Below are 17,581 nucleotides of genomic sequence, written 5' to 3'. Positions count from 1 at the left end.
ATGAATGTGATACGGATTTTCCGTTTGTCCACGGTCAAGCTCGTTTCCATACTTTGCGTATGGAGGCATGCCCCCCGGCAAGCCATGGCAAAAACGCATGAATGAAGGATAGGAAAATGCCGTTCCGTCCGCAATCGCCCCACGGCGCCACCGGTTTACGGCCAGTGGCTGCTCCGGCCACTTCGACCGATTCAACCTCCCCGCCTAGTGCGTTGCCCCCGGCCACTCCTCTCGCCACGACCGGAGCGGATATGGCGCCCAGCGCATCCCCAATCTCCGCCCCGGTGGGCGGGCATAGGCGAAGTGCCGGCCTTACCCCCCTCGCATCCCACTCGGCCCCGTCGCCGCCGGCCTCGGCCCATGCACCGGCACAGGGCGGCGTTCAGCACGTGGTGGATGCACCGCACTGCCAGGGGATTCCTGCACTCTCGGCCGCTCCCTTGCCCCACCCCGCCATCCTGTCCGGCAACCACGCCGCCGCCCTGCGCCTGGAACGCCGCCAGGTGGCGGTGCTGGCCGGACAGCCCGGGCAAATCCTGGCCTGCCAGGCCGGGGAAGTGTGGATCACCGAAGACGGCGACCGGCGCGACCGCATCCTCGCCGCCGGCCAGGCCATCGCCCTGACCCGGCGCGGCCCCCTGGTGGTGTCCGCCTGCCACGCCGCCCGGTTCGTCCTGGCGCCGCCGGGTCGCGGCCTGCACCCCATCCCCCATACCGCAACGCTGGGCCGAACCGTCGGGGTCATGATGGAAGGCGGCACCCGGGGAGCGGCACAACTGGCAGCGCAACTGACAATGCGGCTGGCCGCCCTCGGGCAACGGTTGCACCTGGGCCACGGCGGCCCGGGAGGCGGCCGATGAACGCCCCCCGGCACGCCCCGCCGCCGTTATCCTCCGTCCATCCCCACCGCATCGGACCCGCCATGCCGCCCCAGCCCCTCACCCTCACCGCCCGGGACGGCTACCCCCTGGCCGCCCATCATTGGCGCCCCGACGGTGAGGCCCAGGGCGTGGTGGTGATCAACCCGGCCACGGCGGTGAAGGCCGACTACTACCACCGCTACGCCCGCTACCTGGCCAAGCACGGCCTGGCGGCACTGACCTACGACTACCGGGGCATCGGCGCCTCGCGCCAGGGCAGCCTGCGCCGCTGGCGGCACATCACCAAGCTCGACTGGGGCCGCTTCGACTGCGACGCCGCCCTGGCCTGGGCCAGCGCCGCCTATCCGGACGTGCCGGTATATCTGGTGGGCCACAGCATCGGCGGTCTGCTGCTCGGGCTGGCGCCCCACGCCGGCGTCGTCGCCCGGGCCTTCACCGTCGGCGCCCAATACGCCTACTGGCCCGACTACGGCCCGGGCAAGGCGCGCATGTGGCTGCGCTGGCACCTGCTGATGCCGGCGCTCACCGCCCTGCTCGGCTACTTCCCCGCCCGCCGGCTGGGCTGGCACGAAGACCTGCCGGCCGGCGCCGCCTACGAATGGGCCTTCCGCCCCGCCACCCTGGAAGCCGCCTACCGCCGCCTGCGCCGCCACGACGACGATCCCCTGGCCCATTTCGACGCCATGAAAGGCGACCTGCTGGCCGTCAGCCTCAGCGACGACCCCTTCGGCACTCCGGCGGCCATCGAGCGCCTGCTCGGTTATTACCGCAACAGCCAGCGCCACCATGTGCACCTCAACCCGGCCGATGTCGGCGTGCCGGGGATCGGCCACTTCGCCTGGTTCAACGACCGTTTCCGCGCCACCCTGTGGCCGGATTCCCTGGCCTGGCTGGTGGAGGGCCGGCTGAACCGGACGCCGGTGGCGCCCCTGGCGCCGGACGATGCGGCATCTGGAAGCGCATCCCATCCAGTGCCGCATCCGGCCCGGCGAATCGCCTGAAGCGTAAAAAAAACCGCCCCGCCGGAAATCCAGGCGGGGCGGTTTTTCATGGGGCGGCGCCATCCGGCGGCAAACGACAGACCGGCGCGGGCGTCCCCTCTGGCCTCAGGTGCCGATTTCAGGCGCAGGCTTTGGCCAACGCCTGATCGATGTCCCACAGAATGTCGTCCAGGGTCTCCAGCCCCACCGAGAGGCGGATCAAGTCCGGCGGCACCCCGGCAGCACGCTGCTGTTCCTCGCTCATCTGGCGGTGGGTGGTGGAGGCTGGGTGGATGACCAGGGTCTTGGCATCGCCGATGTTGGCCAGGTGGGAGAGGAATTCGACGCTGTCGATGAAGCGGGCACCGGCGGCGGCGCCGCCCTTGATACCGAAGCTAAGCACAGCCCCGGCGCCCTTGGGCAGGTACTTTTGCGCCAGGTCGTGGTAGCGGCTGGAGGCCAGACCCGGGTAATTGACCCATGCCACCTGGGGGTGGGCCTCCAGGTGGCGGGCCACGGCCAGGGCGTTGGCGCAGTGGCGCTCCATGCGCAGGGACAGGGTTTCCACCCCTTGCAGGAGCAAGAAAGCCGACAAGGGCGAGAGGGCCGGGCCGAAGGTGCGCAGCCCTTCCATGCGGCACTTCATGGTGAAGCCGAAGTTGCCGAAGGTCTCGAAGAAGCGCACACCGTGGTAGCCGTCCGACGGCTCGGTCATAGTGGCGAAGCGGCCATCGCCGACGGACCAGTCGAACTTGCCCGATTCGACGATCACCCCGCCCATGGTGGTGCCGTGGCCGCCCAAGAACTTGGTGGCGGAGTGCATCACCACCTCCGCCCCCCACTCGCCGGGGCGGCACAGGTAGGGGCTGGCGAAGGTGTTGTCGATGAAGAGCGGCAGGCCGGCCTGGGCGGCGATCCTGCCGACCTTTTCCAGGTCGAGAACGTTGAGGGACGGGTTGCCCAGGGTCTCGGCGTAGAGCAGCTTGGTCTTGGGGGTGATGGCCCGGGCAAAGTTTTCCGGGTCGTCCGGGTCCACGAACACGGTGTCGATGCCCAGCTTGCGGAAGTTCACGTCGAGCTGGGTGTGGGTGCCGCCGTACAGGGTGCGGGCCGCCACGATCTGGTCGCCGGCCTGGCACAGGTTGAGGATGGCGATCATCTGGGCGGCCATGCCGGAGGCCACCGCCACCGCCGCCCGGCCGCCTTCCAGGGCCGCCACCCGTTCCTCGAACACCGCCACGGTGGGGTTGGAGAGGCGCGAATAGACGTTGCCGAAGGTCTGTAGATTGAACAGGCTGGCGGCGTGCTCGGGGGAATCGAACACGTAGGAGGTGGTCTGGTAGATCGGCGCGGCGCGGCTGCCGGTCTCGGCGTCGGGAATCTGGCCGGCGTGGAGCGCCAGGGTGTCGAAGCCGAAGGTGCGGTCGGTCATGGAATCTGTCTCGATGTCGTTATGGCGGTGGCGGCCGGTTCAGCCCTGATGCGGCAGCCCCGTGGGGCGGCGGGCGGAAATCACCTTGGTGTTCACGCCGAACCAGTGCAGGCCACCGAACAGGCGGGCGTACTCGATCTTGACGCAGCGGTCTTGGACTACGGTGAGGCCGGCGTCGGCGGCGATGCGCGCCGCTTCCTCGTTGACCACCCCCAGTTGCAGCCACAGGGTCTTGGCGCCGATGGCCACCGCCTGCTCGGCGATGGGCACGCAGTCGGCAGGCTTGCGGAACACGTCCACCATATCCACCGGCTCGGGAATCGAGGCCAGGTCCGGGTAGCACTTCTGGCCCAGGATTTCGTCGTAGCGCGGATTGACCGGAACGATGCGGTAGCCGTGCTCCAGCATGTATTTGGCGGCGAAGTTGGAGGGGCGCGACCAGTCGGCGGAAAGGCCGACCACGGCGATGCTGCGGGTCTGCTGCAACACCCGGCGCAGGGTGGCGATGTCGCTCATGCACGATTCCTTGGCTGGCTCCCCGGCCCAGGCCGGAGAGCAAAAACACGAGGCCGCGCCGGGGTCGCCCGGTACGGCGGCTTGCGGGCCGATTTTACGCGGCAAAGGCCCCCTGCCCCGCTCAACCACGGCGAAGGCGGCCCCCGGGCCGCCGGCGGAAAGCGGCGCTACCGCGGCGGCATGGCCCGGTGCCGACGCGACCTGGCGCCGATCGTGAGCCGATCCGCACCGATTACGCCGGCATCCAAAGACGAGCAAGGTCGTGACAAGGGGCCGCCAATGTTCTAAGTTTATGGGCTTCCCGGGATCTTGAAACACGCCATGCCTGCCCTGCCCCCCGGCGCCCGCTGCCCGGCGCCGCGCTCGCTCTTGTCGCCGCCTTCCCCTTTCCCCTTCCCCCGCCGGGCCGCGGTGACCACGTTAGCCACGCTGGCCGCGCTGGTCGTCCTGACCGGCTGCCAGACCCTGCCCGACCCGGCTGCGGACGCGTCCCCGGCCAAGCCGGGGGCAAACGCCCCCCGCGCCGCCGACCCGAAGGCCCGGAGCCCCGGCAGCCAGGCCCGCGCGGCCCGCAACGCGCCGGCGGCACCGGTCCGGGCGCCGGACGAAACCATCCGCATCGCCCCGGGCGATACCGCCCTTTCCCCCGAGATGGACGCCCGCCTCGACCGCGTCCTGGCCCGTGCCCGGGGCAACGACCAGGTGCGCGTACGCCTGGAAGCCTATTCCCCCGACCGGGGCAGCAACGCCTGGGAAATCGCCATGGCCGAACAGAGCCTCCAGGTGGTGCGCAGCCGGGTGATCGCCCAGGGCATCCGCCCCTACCGCATCGAGGCCACCATGGTAGGCGACCGGGACGGCACGGACAGCGCCCGGGACCGCAACGGGGTGCGCCTGTACCTCATCGACCCCGCCATTCCCACGCCCTGATCGCCGTTCCCCTCGGACACGGGGGGCCCACTCATCCGCGAGTGGCGGCTCGCCTGCCCCCCTTGGTGCATGTGGTTCCGCATGACACGGCGCCTGATTCACCGCCTCTGAACAGCCACGGATCAGCCGCCCCCGTCACGCCGGGTGGACGCGCCGGCCAGGGGCTGGGCGCCCCGCGCCCACCCCTCCTTGACCAGAGCCGCCAGGTCGGCGGCGAGCAGCTCCACCGGCTGACCGTAGGGCGACAGGCCACGCACCCGGCCCTGGCGATCAATGAGGAAGATGCCGGCGGTGTGGTCCAGGGTGTAGCCCAGGGCCTCGGACGGCTGGCGCTCGGCCACCAGGCCAAAGTCGCGGATGAAGGCGGCGGTCCGCCGGGCGTCGCCGCGCAAGGCGGCAAAACGCTTGTCGAAGGCGTGGACGTACTCGCCGAGCAGGGCCGGGGTATCCCGCTCCGGGTCCAGGGTGGCGAACAGCACCTGAACGTCCTGGGCCGCCGCCCCCAACCCTGACAATCCGGGCAACGCGGCCAGGGCCGCCTTCAACTCGGCCAGGGTGGTGGGGCACACGTCCGGGCACTGGGTGTAGCCCACCGCCAGAGCCACCACCTTGCCCCGGTAGTCGGCCAGGCGGCGCAGCGGCGCCCCCGCAATGCCCACCTCGCGCAGGGCAAAGCCATAGACCGCCTCGGGCGCCGGGGCGGCGTTGAGCACCGCCGTGGGCGGCGGCAGGCTCGCCTTGCCGAGGTCCGCCAGGAGCCGGGGGCGCTGCTTCGCCCGGTACTCGGCGAAGGGTTCCCGCTCGTAGGCGGCGGCAGCGACGAAACGGCCCAGGGCGCGGAAATCCGTGGCATCCAGAGGCCCCACGTGGCGGTAGAGGAAGTCCGCTCCATCGAAGAAGACGAAGGCCGGGGTGCCCAGCACCCGGTAGCGGTCGGCCAGCTGGCTGGCGCTCCCAGGCTGTCCCTGGGGATCGGTCAGGGTCGCCCCGGGGGCCCCCGGCTCGCCGGGCAGCGCCACCCGCACGGTGCGGTAGCGCCGGCCGAAGTCGGCCCGCACCCGGGGATCGGGGAAGGTCTCCCGCTTCATGCGGGCACAGCCGGGGCAGTCCGGCAGCTCAAAGTAGAGGGCCAGGCGCTTGCCCTCGGCCCGGGCGGTAGCGGCTTCCCGGGCCAGATCCAGGGGAACGCCGGCCTCGGGTTCAAGGACGAACAGGCTCGGGGGAACGGCACCGGCGTCGGCCTTTTGATGGGCAGGCGCTGCGTGGGCCGGCCCCTGCCAAGCCAGGGCGCCCAGGGCCAGGCTGGCGGCAAGCAGACCGCCGGACAGCCACTTCAGCCAGGATAGCCCGGGCGGCCGGCGGGCAGCGGCATCCCGACTGCCTTGATTTTCGGCCTCGCCCGCCGCCCCGGACGCGGGGTGCGGCAAGAGGCCGAAGCCGCCGATGCTGCCCGGTGGCGGGGCGCGTCTCGCTCCGGCCATGGCAACCTCAGCGCAACCAGAAGAGCGCCCGGTGGCGCAGCTTGTCCAGGCCGGTCATGGCCAGCCAGGTGATGAAGCCGGTGTAGAGGATGCCAGCCACCATGCGCGGATAGTCGGCGAAGTCGGCGTAGTACTGGACGAAGCGTCCCAGGCCGGCGTTGGCACCGAACAGCTCGGCCACGGTGAGCAGGATGAAGGAGAAGCCCAAGCCCACCGCCATGCCGGAGAAGATGTGCGGCAGGCTGGCGGGAAAGACCACCCGTACCAGGGTTTCCAGGCGCGAAAAGCCGAGCACCCGGGCGTTGTCCCGGTAGCGCTTTTCCACGGCGTGGGCGCCGGCGGCGGCGTTCTGGAACACCGGCCAGAAGGCGCCGATGAAGACCACGAAGGTGGCCGACAGGTGAAAGGTGGGCAGCACGGCGATGGCGTAGGGGATGTACACCGTGGGCGGCACCGGCGCCACCACCTTGGCGAAGGGAAAGGCCGCCCGGCCCAGACCCGGGATCAACCCGGCCAAGAGTCCGAGCAACACGCCCAGGGCCACCGCCAGGGCATAGCCCGGCACCAGAATGAAGAAGGACGAGACGGTGCCCTTCCACAGTTCGGGCAGGGAATCCCACAGGGCGTCGAGAACGATGCGCGGGGCCGGCAGCAGCGGGTTGGTGGTCTGGTCGATGAAGTAGCTGGAAATCTGCCAGGCGGCGATCAGCACGGCCCACAGCAGCAGGGATTCCCAGGCCGGCAGGAAGCGGGTGAAGGATGGGGCGAAGGAGCGGACGGAGGCCGCGGCAGACGGGGCGGAGGCCGACGCATGCACATCGGCGGCGACGGCGGCGTCGGGCGCTTCCGCCGCCAGGGTGATGAATTGGGACATGGCGTTTCCTTTACAGCGACTGCGGTGACTGCGGTGACTGCGGTGACTGCGGCGGCGATACCGGATCAGGCCGCCTGGCCGGACAGGCCCTGGAGCACGTCGGCATCGAGCAGTTCGGCGATTTCCTCGCGGCGGGCGTGGAATTCGGCGGAGGCGAACAACTGGGCGCGCTGGCGCGGCCGGGGGAACGGCACCGCCACCTGGGCCAGCAACCGCCCCGGCGAGGCACCCAGCACCGCCACCCGGTCGCCCAGGTAGAGGGCCTCGTCCACGTCGTGGGTGACGAAGACGATGGTGCGGCGCGGGGAGGTGCTCTGCCACACGTCGAGCAGCAGGTCCTGCAACTTGCCCCGGTTGATCGGGTCCAGGGCGCCGAAGGGCTCGTCCATGAGCAGCACCGGCGCTTCCAGGGCCAGGGCCCGGGCAATGGCGGCGCGCTGCTGCATGCCGCCGGACAACTGGAACGGGTACTTGCCGGCGGCGTCGCCCAGGCCGACCTTGGCCAGGTACTCCCGGGCACGCTCCCGGCGCTCGGCGCGGCGGGCCTGGGGATGGGCCTTGGCCACGGCCTGAGCGACGTTGTCCACCACGGTGAACCAGGGGAACAGGGCATAGTTCTGGAAGACCACGGCCCGGTCGATGCCGGGACCGTCGATGGTCACGCCGTTCCAGGCCAGGCGCCCACCGCTGGGCGCTTCCAGCCCGGCGATCAGGCGCAGCAGGGTCGATTTGCCCGAGCCGCTCGGCCCGAGCAGGGTGAGGAAGGTGCCTTCCGGCACCTCCAGGCTCACCCGCCGCAGGGTGGTTTCCCCGGCGGCGTAGGCGAACGAGACGTCGGCGATGGACAGGCCGGCGGTCGCAGCGCTCACCGTGTTCACAACACGTCCCTTTCCTTGAACTCCTTCAGGCGGGCCTGCCAGAACGGGTCCTTGGGGCTTTCCTTGGCCAGGGAGTCCAGGGCCTTCTTGTAGGGGCCGACTTCGAAGATCGGGTCCAGGGCGCGCTTGCCCTCGATGAACTCGGACCCGACCATGGTCAGCCAGAACTTCTGCACGCCCTTCACGTTGGGGTCGGAACCCTGTTCCAGGTTGGGCGAGTAGTAGCCCTTTTCCAGCAGGGCGCGGTCGAGCTTGATGTACTTGGCGATGGCGTCGATGGTTTCCTTGCGGTTCTCGGCGGCGAACTTTTCGGCCTTGAGGATGGCGCGCAGGAAACCCTGGACCACGGCTTCGTCCTTGAGCTTGGCCGAGGTCACCACCAGGCGGCAGCAGGGGTGACCCGGGGACAGCTCACCGGAGCGCACCACCACCTTGAGGCCCTGCTGCTCGGCGCGCAGGTCGTGGGGGCCCCACACCAGGCCGGCGTCCACCTGCCCGGACTTGACCGCTTCGATCACCGCCGGCGGGTTCTTCAGCTCGAAGATGTGCAGGTCGTTCTTCCAGTTGATCCTGGCGTCCTTGAGGGCGCCGCGCAGCACCGCATCGCCGGAGGCCATGCGCACCGTGGCCACCTTCTTGCCCTTGAGGTCGTTGATGCTACGAATGGTGCCGGCCAGTTCGGGCTTGACCACCAGGGCCGCGTCCTGGCCCATGATGCCGCCGATGATCTTCAGGTCGGAGCCCTTGGAGTAGAACACCAGGGGCGCCGTGGTGCCGAAGGCGCCCACGTCCAGCTTGCCCGCCACCACGGCGTTGATGCCGTCGGCGGAGTTCTGGAATTCCACCAGGTCCACGTCCAGGCCTTCCTTCTTGAAGAAACCCTGTTCCTTGGCGACGAAGAACTTGGCGTGGCCGGTCACCGGCAGGTAGCCCACCTTGACGGCGGTATCGGCCAGGGCGGCCAGGGGCGCCAGTGCGGCGGCGCCGAAGGCGGCGGCCAGGGAAAGCCGGGAGAGCAGGGAGAGCCGGCGGCGGTTACGGGCAACAGTCATGGAGCATCCTTTCGAGTCGCGGAAGCGGAAATTCACGGCCCGGACTGTAAGGAGCCCCCTTCATAACGCATACGAATAAATATCGATTTGTTTATAACCACAACCCAGGCCGCCGCGCCTGCCGCGGCGGCATTTGCTTATGCGCAAAGACGATTTGGCCTGCCGCCCCGGCCTGCTACGCTCCAGGATCGATACCTTCCCCACAAGGGCCTCCCCATGAGCGACATTTCCCCACTGCCGGTGCTGATCGTGCCCGGCAAGGGCGGCAGCGAACCCGCCCACTGGCAAAGCTGGCTTGAAACCCAGGTCGCCGGTTGCCGCCGTGTGGAGCAGGCCAACTGGGACAACCCGGAACTGCTGCCCTGGGCCCGCCGCGTCGCCCATCAGGCCCAGGCCCTGGCCGACGAATACGGTACTGCCCCGCTGCTGGTAGCCCACAGCTTCGGTTGCCTGGCGGGGGCCTACGCCGCCCTGCACCTGGGCGCACCGGTGGCCGCCGGGCTGTACGTGGCCCCGGCCAACCCGGCCCGCTTCGGCATCCCCCGTTCGGCCCTGGCCTGGCCCCTGCCCCGCCACGGCCAGCAGAACGACCTGATCGCCAGCACCAACGACCCATGGATGAAGAGTGCCGACGCCGCCTGGCTGGCCGAGGTCTGGGGCGCCCGTTTCCAACTGCTGGAAGGCGCCGGCCACATCAACGTGGCCGCCGGCTTCGGCCCCTGGGCGCTGCCCGTGGAGTGGATCGCCCAGGCCCGGCAGAAAGCCGCCCGGGCCGTCGCCGCCCCCCGGGCGCCGAGCTGCACCGCCCCCTCTATGCTTATCGAAAATAGTGATTTCCCCCGGGGGATCATCCCGTCCTACCCTGGCGGTGCGGTCTAGGGACTCAGCCCCCCGGGCCGCGGACGGATTCCAGATTTCGGCCGTTTCGGTTTTGGGTCCGGGTTCGTCGCGTTGTTGGACGTCTGTTCTCTTCCTCTTGGCCGCACCTTCACCGGTCGGCCCCTACGGAAACGGCGCTACCGCGCCCTCTTCCACCCGCCGCACGGCCCTGCGCCGTGCGGTTTTTTTTCGTTTTCAAAAGCCCCCCGGACCGGCCCTGGAACGTTGGTCGCCACCATCGGTTGGCTATGGGTTGGCTATGGTGAAACAAGGTGGGGCCGACACCTCCGCCGAGATCGCCAAGGCAGGGGATGCGGCCCGCAAGGTCAAGGACGTGAAGAACGACATCCGGCTCAAGTAGCCCAAGGGCGGGCCCCGCCGCCCGTTCCAGCTGCCCAGACCTCCTGGCGGTGCCGCCGCCAGCGCGGCGGGAGTGGTACCCTTTAGCCCTTGCCGCCGGCCCGCCATGCCCGCCCATCCCCTGGGTGCGTGGCCGTGAGTCGCCCGCCGGCAGGCCGGCGCGCTGCGCCGCAAGCCACGACCACAGCCCCGAGGATTTGCCCCTTCATGTTCGAACACGTCGACGCCTACCCCGGCGACCCCATTCTGTCCCTGGTCGAAACCTACCTCCAGGACCCCCGCCCGCAAAAAGTGAACCTGGGCATCGGCCTCTATTACGACGAACAGGGCCGCATCCCGCTGCTGGCCTCCGTGCAGCAGGCCGAAGCCGCCATCGCCGCCGAATCCGGTCCCCGCTCCTACCTGCCCATGGAAGGCGCCGCCGACTACCGGGCAGTGGTGCAGAAGCTGCTCTTCGGCGAAAACAGCGAAGCCCTGAAGGCCGGCCGCATCGCCACTATCCAGACCCTGGGTGGCTCCGGGGCGCTGAAGGTGGGCGCCGACCTGCTCAAGCGCTACTTCCCCAAGAGCGAAGCCTGGGTCAGCAACCCCACCTGGGACAACCACCGTTCCATCTTCGAAGGCGCCGGCATCCCGGTGCACGACTATCCCTACTACGACGCCAAGACCGGCGGCGTGGACTTCGCCGGCATGGTCGCCACCCTCAAGAGCCTCCCCGCCCAGAGCATCGTCCTGCTGCACCCCTGCTGCCACAACCCGACGGGCGTGGATCTCTCCCGGGAGCAATGGCAGCAGGTCATCGCCATCGTCGCCGAGCACAACCTGATTCCCTTCCTCGACATCGCCTACCAGGGCTTCGGCGACGGCCTGGAAGAGGACGCCTACGCCATCCGCGCCCTGGCCGAGGCCAAGCTCCCCTTCCTGGTCAGCAACTCCTTCTCCAAGAACCTCTCCTTCTACGGCGAGCGGGTGGGCGGCCTTTCGGTGGTGTGCAAGGACGCCGAGGAAGCCGGCCGCATCCTGGGCCAGCTGAAGTTCACCGTGCGCCGCAACTACTCCAGCCCCCCGATCCACGGCGAGAAGGTCACCACCCGGGTGATGAGCGACGCCGCCCTGCACGCCCAGTGGGTGAAGGAAGTGGGCGAAATGCGGGTGCGCATCCAGGCCATGCGCCAGAAGTTGTATGAAGTGCTGACCGCCCGGGTGCCGGGCAAGGACTTCTCCTACTTCATCAAGCAGCGCGGCATGTTCAGCTACACCGGCCTCTCCCCCGCCCAGGTGGACCGCCTGCGCGAGGAGTTCGCGGTGTACCTGGTCGCCTCCGGCCGCATGTGCGTGGCCGGCCTCAACGGCGGCAACGTGGACTACGTGGCCGAGGCCATGGCGGCGGTGCTGCACGGCTGACCGGCCTTCTCGCCAACACGACGCACCGGCGGGCGCGGTGGACGGGGACATCCCCGTTCCCCACGCCCGCCGTGCTTTTGGCGCGCCAGCAGGGGGCGCGGGGCCACGCCGGCCGTTATGCCGCCAAGCCCCCGGCCCGGGCGACGATCTCGAAGGAACGCAGCCGCGCCTGGTGGTCGTAGATCTGGGCGGTGACCATCACCTCGTCGGCCCCGGTCTGGGCGATCAGGTCGTCCAGGCCGGCGCGCACCGTGGCCGGGCTACCCACCACCGAGCAGGACAGGGATTCGGTGGCGAAGGCCAGTTCCCCCGGGGTCCAGCGCGATTCGTCGAAATCGCCAGGGGGCTCCAGCAGCCCGCGCACGCCCCGGGCCATGTTGGCGAAGCGGGTGCGCAGGGAACTGAACAGGAAGTGGGCCTCCTCGTCCGTGTCGGCGGCGATGGCGTTGGCCCCCACCATCACGTAGGGCTTTGCCAGGGCTTCCGAGGGCTGGAACTGTTCCCGGTAGAGGTCGATGGCGCGCAGCAAGAAGCGCGGCGCGAAGTGGGAGGCGAAGGCGAAGGGCAGGCCCAGCCGCGCCGCCAATCCGGCGCTGTAGAGGCTGGAGCCGAGCAGCCAGATCGGCACGTTCAGCCCGGCCCCGGGCACGGCGCGCACCGCCTGGTCCGGGGCGGCGGGGCGGAAATAGCCCTGCAACTCGGCCACGTCCTGGGGAAAGGTGTCGTCGCTGTTGCCCATATTGCGGCGCAGGGCCCGGGCGGTGAGCTGGTCGGTGCCCGGCGCCCGCCCCAGGCCCAGGTCGATGCGGCCCGGGTAGAGGGATTCCAGGGTGCCGAACTGCTCGGCGATGACCAGGGGGGCGTGGTTGGGCAGCATGACGCCGCCGGCCCCCACCCGCAGGGTGGTGGTGGCCGCCGCCACGTAGCCGATCGCCACCGCCGTGGCGGCGCTGGCGATGCCCGCCATGTTGTGGTGCTCGGCCAGCCAATAGCGCCGGTAGCCCCACGCCTCGGCATGCCGGGCCAGATCCCCGGTGTTGCGCAACGCCTGGGCCGGTGTGCTGCCGGCCACCACCGGGGCGAGATCGAGGATGGACAGGTTGAGAGGCTGGGGAGATGAAACGGGAACGTCGTGGGTCATGGTCGAAAGGCTCGTAAGAGGCGCCGTGCCGACGGCGCGACATCAGGCATGTGGCCAACAACGGGCATGGCGAAGATTATTCCGGACTCCCTGGGATGCGAACAGTTCCATGGCCGGAGGGCGGCAGCGGCGCCAATCCTGCACCGCTGCCCGAAGCTTCCCGGCAAACGCCGGGGCATCCTGGGGTAGGATGCGCCCCGTGCCGGACCATTCTTCAGCCGGATTCACCCAGCGATTTCAGGAAAAACAGCAATGCGCGTACAGACCAACCCCACCGACTTCGGCCGCTGCGGCTGCGGCCGCCGGGAATATTGCGATGGCAGCCACGGCCTGAGCGAAGCCCAGTGGCAGGCCGTCCAGGCCAAGGAGCGGGCAGCCGCCGGGCTGGCCCAACCGCAGGAAAGCGGCCTGACGAACGGGACCGGCGGGACCGGCGGCACCGACGCCGCCTGAAGCGTATCGCCCATTTACCGTTCCTAGGCGGCACACCGTTGCCGCCACCATTTTCCGCCCTCCCCTTGGCGCGCCACAGCGGGCGCTGCACCGTCGGCACCCCGCTCCCCCTATCCTCGACCTGCACGGCGACCATGCCGGGTTGCCGGACGGCCAGCGGCAGGAGGCACCGGGTTGTGGACGATCAGGACGACGCCCACGGCCACGGTGAGGACCGGCAGCGGCCGGATCAGCAATAGGAAGCGGGGGGGACGTTGTAGCCCAGGGCTGCGACGTCGGTCAGCCAGAAGACCATCTCGAACAGCGTGCCGCAGCACCGGGTGATGCAGGTCATGCGCCGGGTTTCGGCAACCGGAGCGGCCCGACCCCCAGTTGCCGGCAGGTTACAGGCTGCCGCGCACCGAGCGCAGCAGGGCCTCGCTCATTTCGTCGAACAGGTCGCACACCGAGGTGGCGCCGAATTCCTGCAGCCAGCCCCGCTCCGCCGGGGTGTTGGCGGTGGCGACGATGGCGATGCGCGGGTTGATGGCCCGGGCGGTCATGCAGATGCGCATCTTGTCCGGCAGGGCGGTGTTGGTCACCACCAGCACCCGGGCCTCGGCCACGCCGGCAGCGGCCAGCACATCCTCCCGGCCGGCGTCGCCATAGACGGCGCTGATGTCCGGGTTGCCCAGTTCACGCACCTCCTGGACCCGCTCCACCGCCTGGTCGATGGCGCTCAACGACAGGCCGGCCTCGGCGCAGCGGCGCACGAAGCGACCGCCCACCTTGCCCAAACCGGTGACGATGACCATGGGCCCCTCGCCGTGGGGTTCGGTGGACACCGGCGGCGGCGCGACCATCGCTGCTGCCACGTCCGCCGGAGCAAGACCCCGGGCGGCGCGGCGGGCGTCGAGGCGCGCCTCGATCCAGGGCGTCATGCGGAACAGCAAGGGGTTGAGGGCGATCGACAGGATCGCCGCCACCACCAGGATGCCCAGCCCCTCGTCGGGCAGCACGCCCAGGGCCCGGCCCAGGGAGGCGAGGATGAAGGAGAACTCGCCGATCTGGGACAGGCCCACGGCCACGGTCAGGGCCGTGCGCCGGGTGTCGCGCAGCAGGGCGACGATGGCCAGAGCCGCCAGGGGCTTGGCGATCAGCACGATGCCCAAAGAGGCGAGCAGAATCCACGGCTGCTCCAGCACCACTCTGGGGTCGAACAGCATGCCGATGGAGACGAAGAACAGGGCCGAGAACACGTCGCGGAACGGCGCCATGTCGGCGGTGGCCTGGGGGCCGAAGCGGGACTGCCCCACCACCAGGCCGGCGAAGAAGGCGCCCAGGGCCACCGAGACGTGGAACACCTCGGCGGCCAGCATGGCCACGCCCAGGGCGATGACGAACACGCTGAGGGTGAACAGCTCGGTGGAACGGGAGCGGGCGATGCGCTCCATGATCGGCGAGACGAAGCGGTTGCCCACCAGCCAGACCAGGGCGGCGAACAGGGCGGCCTTGCCCAGGGCCAGGCCCAGGGACGCGAACACGGCGCCGGCCGAGGCCTGCTCCACCGCCAGGGCCGGCAGCACCACCAGGGCCACCACGGTGAACAGGTCTTCCACGATCAGCCAGCCCACGGCCACGTGGCCGTCGTGGCTGGACAGGCGGTTCTGGTCCACCAGCATGCGCATCAGCACCACCGTGCTGGCCACCGACAGGGCCATGCCGAACACCAGACCGGCGCTGTGCTCCCAGCCGAAGGCCCGGGCCAGGCCCCAGCCGGCCACGGTGGCCACGGTGCTCTGCACCACCGCCCCGGGCACGGCGATGCGCCACACCCGGATCAGTTCCTGGGGATGGAAGTGCATGCCGACGCCGAACATGAGCAAGATCACGCCGATTTCCGCCATCTCGGTAGCCAGCTTGGTATCGGCCACGAACCCCGGGGTATGAGGACCGGCGATGATGCCGGCGATCATGTAGCCCACCAGGGTGGAAAGCCCCAGGCGCTGGGTGATCCAGCCGAAAACGAGGGCCAGGGCGAGACCGCCGGATAGCGTGATGAGTATCGGAAAGTCGTGCATCGCTCGAATTGTGTGAAAAGCGGGAAGGGCGGGGATGCTGCGGCTGACGCAGGTACGGCGGCGGTGCGGGTGCTGCGGGGGGACGGTCTGGCGACGGCTGCCGTCCGCCATGAAAGAACCGCGCGGGCACAAGCCTGCCCGCCGCTTTCCCGAAAACGGGAGCGCGCGGGCAGCGCGGCGATCATGACGACTGAAGAATAAATCACGGCGCCGGCCCCCGCTGTAACAAAGCGTAGGCCGGCCCTTATTCCCGATGTTCATATGCTAGGAGATAAATCTTCGTTGGCCCTCCCGGCCCCGCTCCCCATACTCCCTGGCCTTGCCGGCGCTCCGGCCGGGGGATCGCCCCGCCACGCTGGGCGCGGCCCCGGAATCACGGAGCCACAGAATCACAGGATCACAGGAGCCTTGCCGCCATGGGCCACGCCGACCGCCATCTTTCCCCCTCGTCCGTCCCTGCCTCCGACGCCCCCTACTGGGACGCCGCCCTGGAAACCCAGCCCCGGGCCGACTGGGACGCCCTCAAGCTCGACCTGTTGCAGCGCCACCTGCGCCACGCCTACGCCGGCTCGCCCTACTACCGGGCCGCCTGGAACGCCGCCGGGGTGCACCCCGACCAGGTGAAACGCCTGGACGACATCCGCCGCTTTCCCTTCATCACCAAGCAGACCCTGCGCGAGCGCCAGCTCGCCGCCCCGCCCTTCGGCGACCTGGTGGCGGTGCCCGAGCGCGACATCGTGTACATCTCCGCCTCCAGCGGTTCCACCGGCATCCCCACCGCCTCGCCGTTCACCGCCCGGGACTTCGACGACTGGATGGACTACGAGGCGCGCCAGTTCTGGTCCTCCGGCCTGCGCCCGGAAGACCGCTACTGCCACTCGCTCAATTTTTCGCTGTTCGTCGGCGGCCCCTGCGTGCTCGGCGCCCAGAAGCTCGGCGCCCTCTCCATCCACGCCGGCACCGTGCCGAGCGAGCGGTTGTTGACCATCGCCCGCCAGTTCCAGGCCACCGCCATCTGGACCACCCCGTCCTACGCCTGGTACCTGGGCGAGACGGCCAAGAAGGAAGGCATCGACCCGAAGCAGGATCTGGCGATCAAACGCATCTTCGTCGCCGGCGAGCCCGGCGGCTCGATCCCCGAAACCCGCAACCGCATCGAGGAACTGTGGGGCGCTTCGGTGTACGACTACTACGGCCTCTCGGACATCTTCGGCTCCTGCGCCGGCATGTGCGAAGAGAAGCACGGCCTGCACTGGGCCGAGGACCACATCCTGGCCGAAGTGCTCGACCCGGAAACCGGCGAGCCGGTGGCCGAGGGTGAACGGGGCGAGCTGGTGCTCACCACGTTGAAGAAGAGCGCCCGCCCCATGGTCCGCTTCCGCAGCGGCGACATCGTCTCCTTCACCAGCGAACCCTGCGCCTGCGGCCGCACCTCCCAGCGCCTGCTCGGCGTCCACGGCCGGCTCGACGACATGCTCATCATCAAGGGCGTGAACCTCTTCCCCAGCGACGTGGAAGCCATCGCCCGCAAGGACCACGACCTCACCGGAGAATACAAGCTGGTGGTGGAGCGTATCGACCACCTGGACCACCTGACCGTGGAAGTGGAGCGGGCCGCCAGCTACAAAGGCAGCGACACGGACCTGGCCGAGCGCTTCGCCAAGCACCTCAAGTCGGTCACCGGCGTGCTGCCGGCGGTCACCATCCTGCCCCCGGACACCTTGCCCCGTGCCACCCACAAGGCCAAGCGTGTGGAGGACCGGCGCAGCGGGGTGTGGGCCTGAAGCGTCAGCACGCCTTTTGAGCCGCTGGCGCCGCTTTCGGGCAGCCGCCAGCCCTCCACCGCCCTTAACGCAAAACGCTCCCACCACATCGGCGGCACTGCGCCCTCCCCCCTTCACCCCCGCCGAGCAGCGCAGCCGGCCCGGGGAGGTGTCGGCGAGGACTGTTTGAGGCCGCAGGCCGAGTTCCGCAGCCGCCCCGGGACGGCGAGCCGCGCAGGGCACCGCTGGGCCGGCTTCATCGGCCCGGCGGCAGGGGCGCAGGGGTCGCCTTTTCTTTGGTGACTTTCTTTTGGCGACCCAAAAGAAAGTCACTCGCCATCAGGGCGAAACTCAGCGCCAACGTCAGCACTGACGTTTGGCGAGACCACCGACACTCAAAACCAGCCCTCTCACCAAGTGCTGTAGCGACTGGAAGCGCTGTATTTCGCCTGGACGGCGAGCCACTTTCTGTCCGGCGACAGAAAGTAGCCAAAGAA

At 69.6% G+C, this 17,581-nt stretch carries 15 protein-coding genes; 7 read left to right on the top strand and 8 right to left on the bottom strand.

Annotated elements, in window-relative coordinates; genetic code table 11:
* Nucleotides 1-440 precede the first annotated feature (440 nt).
* Nucleotides 441-860, top strand: coding sequence for a DUF2917 domain-containing protein (locus LWW89_RS14940; protein WP_293265562.1), 420 nt, complete (start codon nucleotides 441-443; stop codon nucleotides 858-860).
* Nucleotides 857-1,882 (top strand): alpha/beta fold hydrolase, encoded by a 1,026-nt coding sequence (locus LWW89_RS14935; protein ID WP_293265560.1) that lies wholly within the window; start codon nucleotides 857-859, stop codon nucleotides 1,880-1,882. Before LWW89_RS14940 ends, LWW89_RS14935 begins: the two co-directional genes overlap by 4 nt.
* 118 nt (nucleotides 1,883-2,000) lie before the next feature.
* On the opposite strand, the gene LWW89_RS14930 is transcribed toward LWW89_RS14935, so the two are convergent.
* A complete protein-coding gene (locus LWW89_RS14930) occupies nucleotides 2,001-3,293 on the bottom strand; it encodes an O-acetylhomoserine aminocarboxypropyltransferase/cysteine synthase family protein (RefSeq protein WP_293265558.1) in 1,293 nt (430 codons plus the stop codon).
* Between the two features lie 39 nt (nucleotides 3,294-3,332).
* On the bottom strand, nucleotides 3,333-3,809 hold the full coding sequence (locus tag LWW89_RS14925) for a CoA-binding protein (RefSeq protein WP_293265556.1): 477 nt from the start codon (nucleotides 3,807-3,809) through the stop codon (nucleotides 3,333-3,335).
* A gap of 411 nt (nucleotides 3,810-4,220) precedes the next feature.
* Here LWW89_RS14925 and LWW89_RS14920 point away from each other — a divergent pair, with 411 nt between their 5' ends.
* On the top strand, nucleotides 4,221-4,739 hold the full coding sequence (locus tag LWW89_RS14920; protein ID WP_293265554.1) for a hypothetical protein: 519 nt from the start codon (nucleotides 4,221-4,223) through the stop codon (nucleotides 4,737-4,739).
* A gap of 122 nt (nucleotides 4,740-4,861) precedes the next feature.
* Here the strand turns inward: LWW89_RS14920 and LWW89_RS14915 are convergent, their stop codons facing one another.
* The 4 genes from LWW89_RS14915 to LWW89_RS14900 all read right to left on the bottom strand — a co-directional run bounded on the left by LWW89_RS14915 (nucleotide 4,862) and on the right by LWW89_RS14900 (nucleotide 9,024).
* Nucleotides 4,862-6,220: an SCO family protein gene (locus tag LWW89_RS14915; protein ID WP_293265552.1), complete on the bottom strand. Its 1,359-nt coding sequence runs from the start codon at nucleotides 6,218-6,220 to the stop codon at nucleotides 4,862-4,864.
* Nucleotides 6,221-6,227: 7 nt separating this feature from the next.
* The gene (locus LWW89_RS14910; RefSeq protein WP_293265550.1) at nucleotides 6,228-7,094 is read right to left on the bottom strand and encodes an ABC transporter permease subunit; all 867 of its coding nucleotides are present in this window, start codon (nucleotides 7,092-7,094) and stop codon (nucleotides 6,228-6,230) included.
* Between the two features lie 65 nt (nucleotides 7,095-7,159).
* Nucleotides 7,160-7,963, bottom strand: a complete 804-nt coding sequence (locus LWW89_RS14905) for an ABC transporter ATP-binding protein (protein WP_293265548.1) — start codon at nucleotides 7,961-7,963, stop codon at nucleotides 7,160-7,162.
* Between the two features lie 5 nt (nucleotides 7,964-7,968).
* Nucleotides 7,969-9,024, bottom strand: a complete 1,056-nt coding sequence (locus tag LWW89_RS14900) for an ABC transporter substrate-binding protein (protein WP_293265546.1) — start codon at nucleotides 9,022-9,024, stop codon at nucleotides 7,969-7,971.
* 216 nt (nucleotides 9,025-9,240) lie between these two features.
* On the opposite strand from LWW89_RS14900, the gene LWW89_RS14895 reads away from it, so the two are divergent.
* Together LWW89_RS14895 and LWW89_RS14890 are read left to right on the top strand one after the other, a co-directional pair.
* Nucleotides 9,241-9,903: an alpha/beta fold hydrolase gene (locus tag LWW89_RS14895; protein WP_293265544.1), complete on the top strand. Its 663-nt coding sequence runs from the start codon at nucleotides 9,241-9,243 to the stop codon at nucleotides 9,901-9,903.
* 567 nt (nucleotides 9,904-10,470) lie between these two features.
* Nucleotides 10,471-11,667, top strand: a complete 1,197-nt coding sequence (locus tag LWW89_RS14890; protein WP_293265542.1) for an amino acid aminotransferase — start codon at nucleotides 10,471-10,473, stop codon at nucleotides 11,665-11,667.
* 115 nt (nucleotides 11,668-11,782) lie between these two features.
* On the opposite strand, the gene LWW89_RS14885 is transcribed toward LWW89_RS14890, so the two are convergent.
* Nucleotides 11,783-12,808 (bottom strand): LLM class flavin-dependent oxidoreductase, encoded by a 1,026-nt coding sequence (locus LWW89_RS14885; RefSeq protein ID WP_293265540.1) that lies wholly within the window; start codon nucleotides 12,806-12,808, stop codon nucleotides 11,783-11,785.
* 252 nt (nucleotides 12,809-13,060) lie between these two features.
* On the opposite strand from LWW89_RS14885, the gene LWW89_RS14880 reads away from it, so the two are divergent.
* A complete protein-coding gene (locus tag LWW89_RS14880) occupies nucleotides 13,061-13,261 on the top strand; it encodes a hypothetical protein (RefSeq protein WP_293265538.1) in 201 nt (66 codons plus the stop codon).
* 383 nt (nucleotides 13,262-13,644) lie between these two features.
* Here LWW89_RS14880 and LWW89_RS14875 read toward each other — a convergent pair whose 3' ends face one another.
* Nucleotides 13,645-15,321, bottom strand: coding sequence for a cation:proton antiporter (locus LWW89_RS14875; protein ID WP_293265536.1), 1,677 nt, complete (start codon nucleotides 15,319-15,321; stop codon nucleotides 13,645-13,647).
* A 416-nt stretch (nucleotides 15,322-15,737) separates the two neighbouring features.
* Between LWW89_RS14875 and LWW89_RS14870 the strand changes: the two genes are divergently transcribed.
* Nucleotides 15,738-17,105 (top strand): phenylacetate--CoA ligase, encoded by a 1,368-nt coding sequence (locus LWW89_RS14870; RefSeq protein ID WP_293265534.1) that lies wholly within the window; start codon nucleotides 15,738-15,740, stop codon nucleotides 17,103-17,105.
* Nucleotides 17,106-17,581: the final 476 nt, after the last annotated feature.

The sequence above is a fragment of the Oryzomicrobium sp. genome (genome assembly GCF_021287045.1).
Taxonomy (GTDB): Bacteria; Pseudomonadota; Gammaproteobacteria; order Burkholderiales; family Rhodocyclaceae; genus Oryzomicrobium.
The sequence above is the reverse complement of the archived record's forward strand: the minus strand, read 5'-3'. Positions and strand labels throughout refer to the sequence as shown.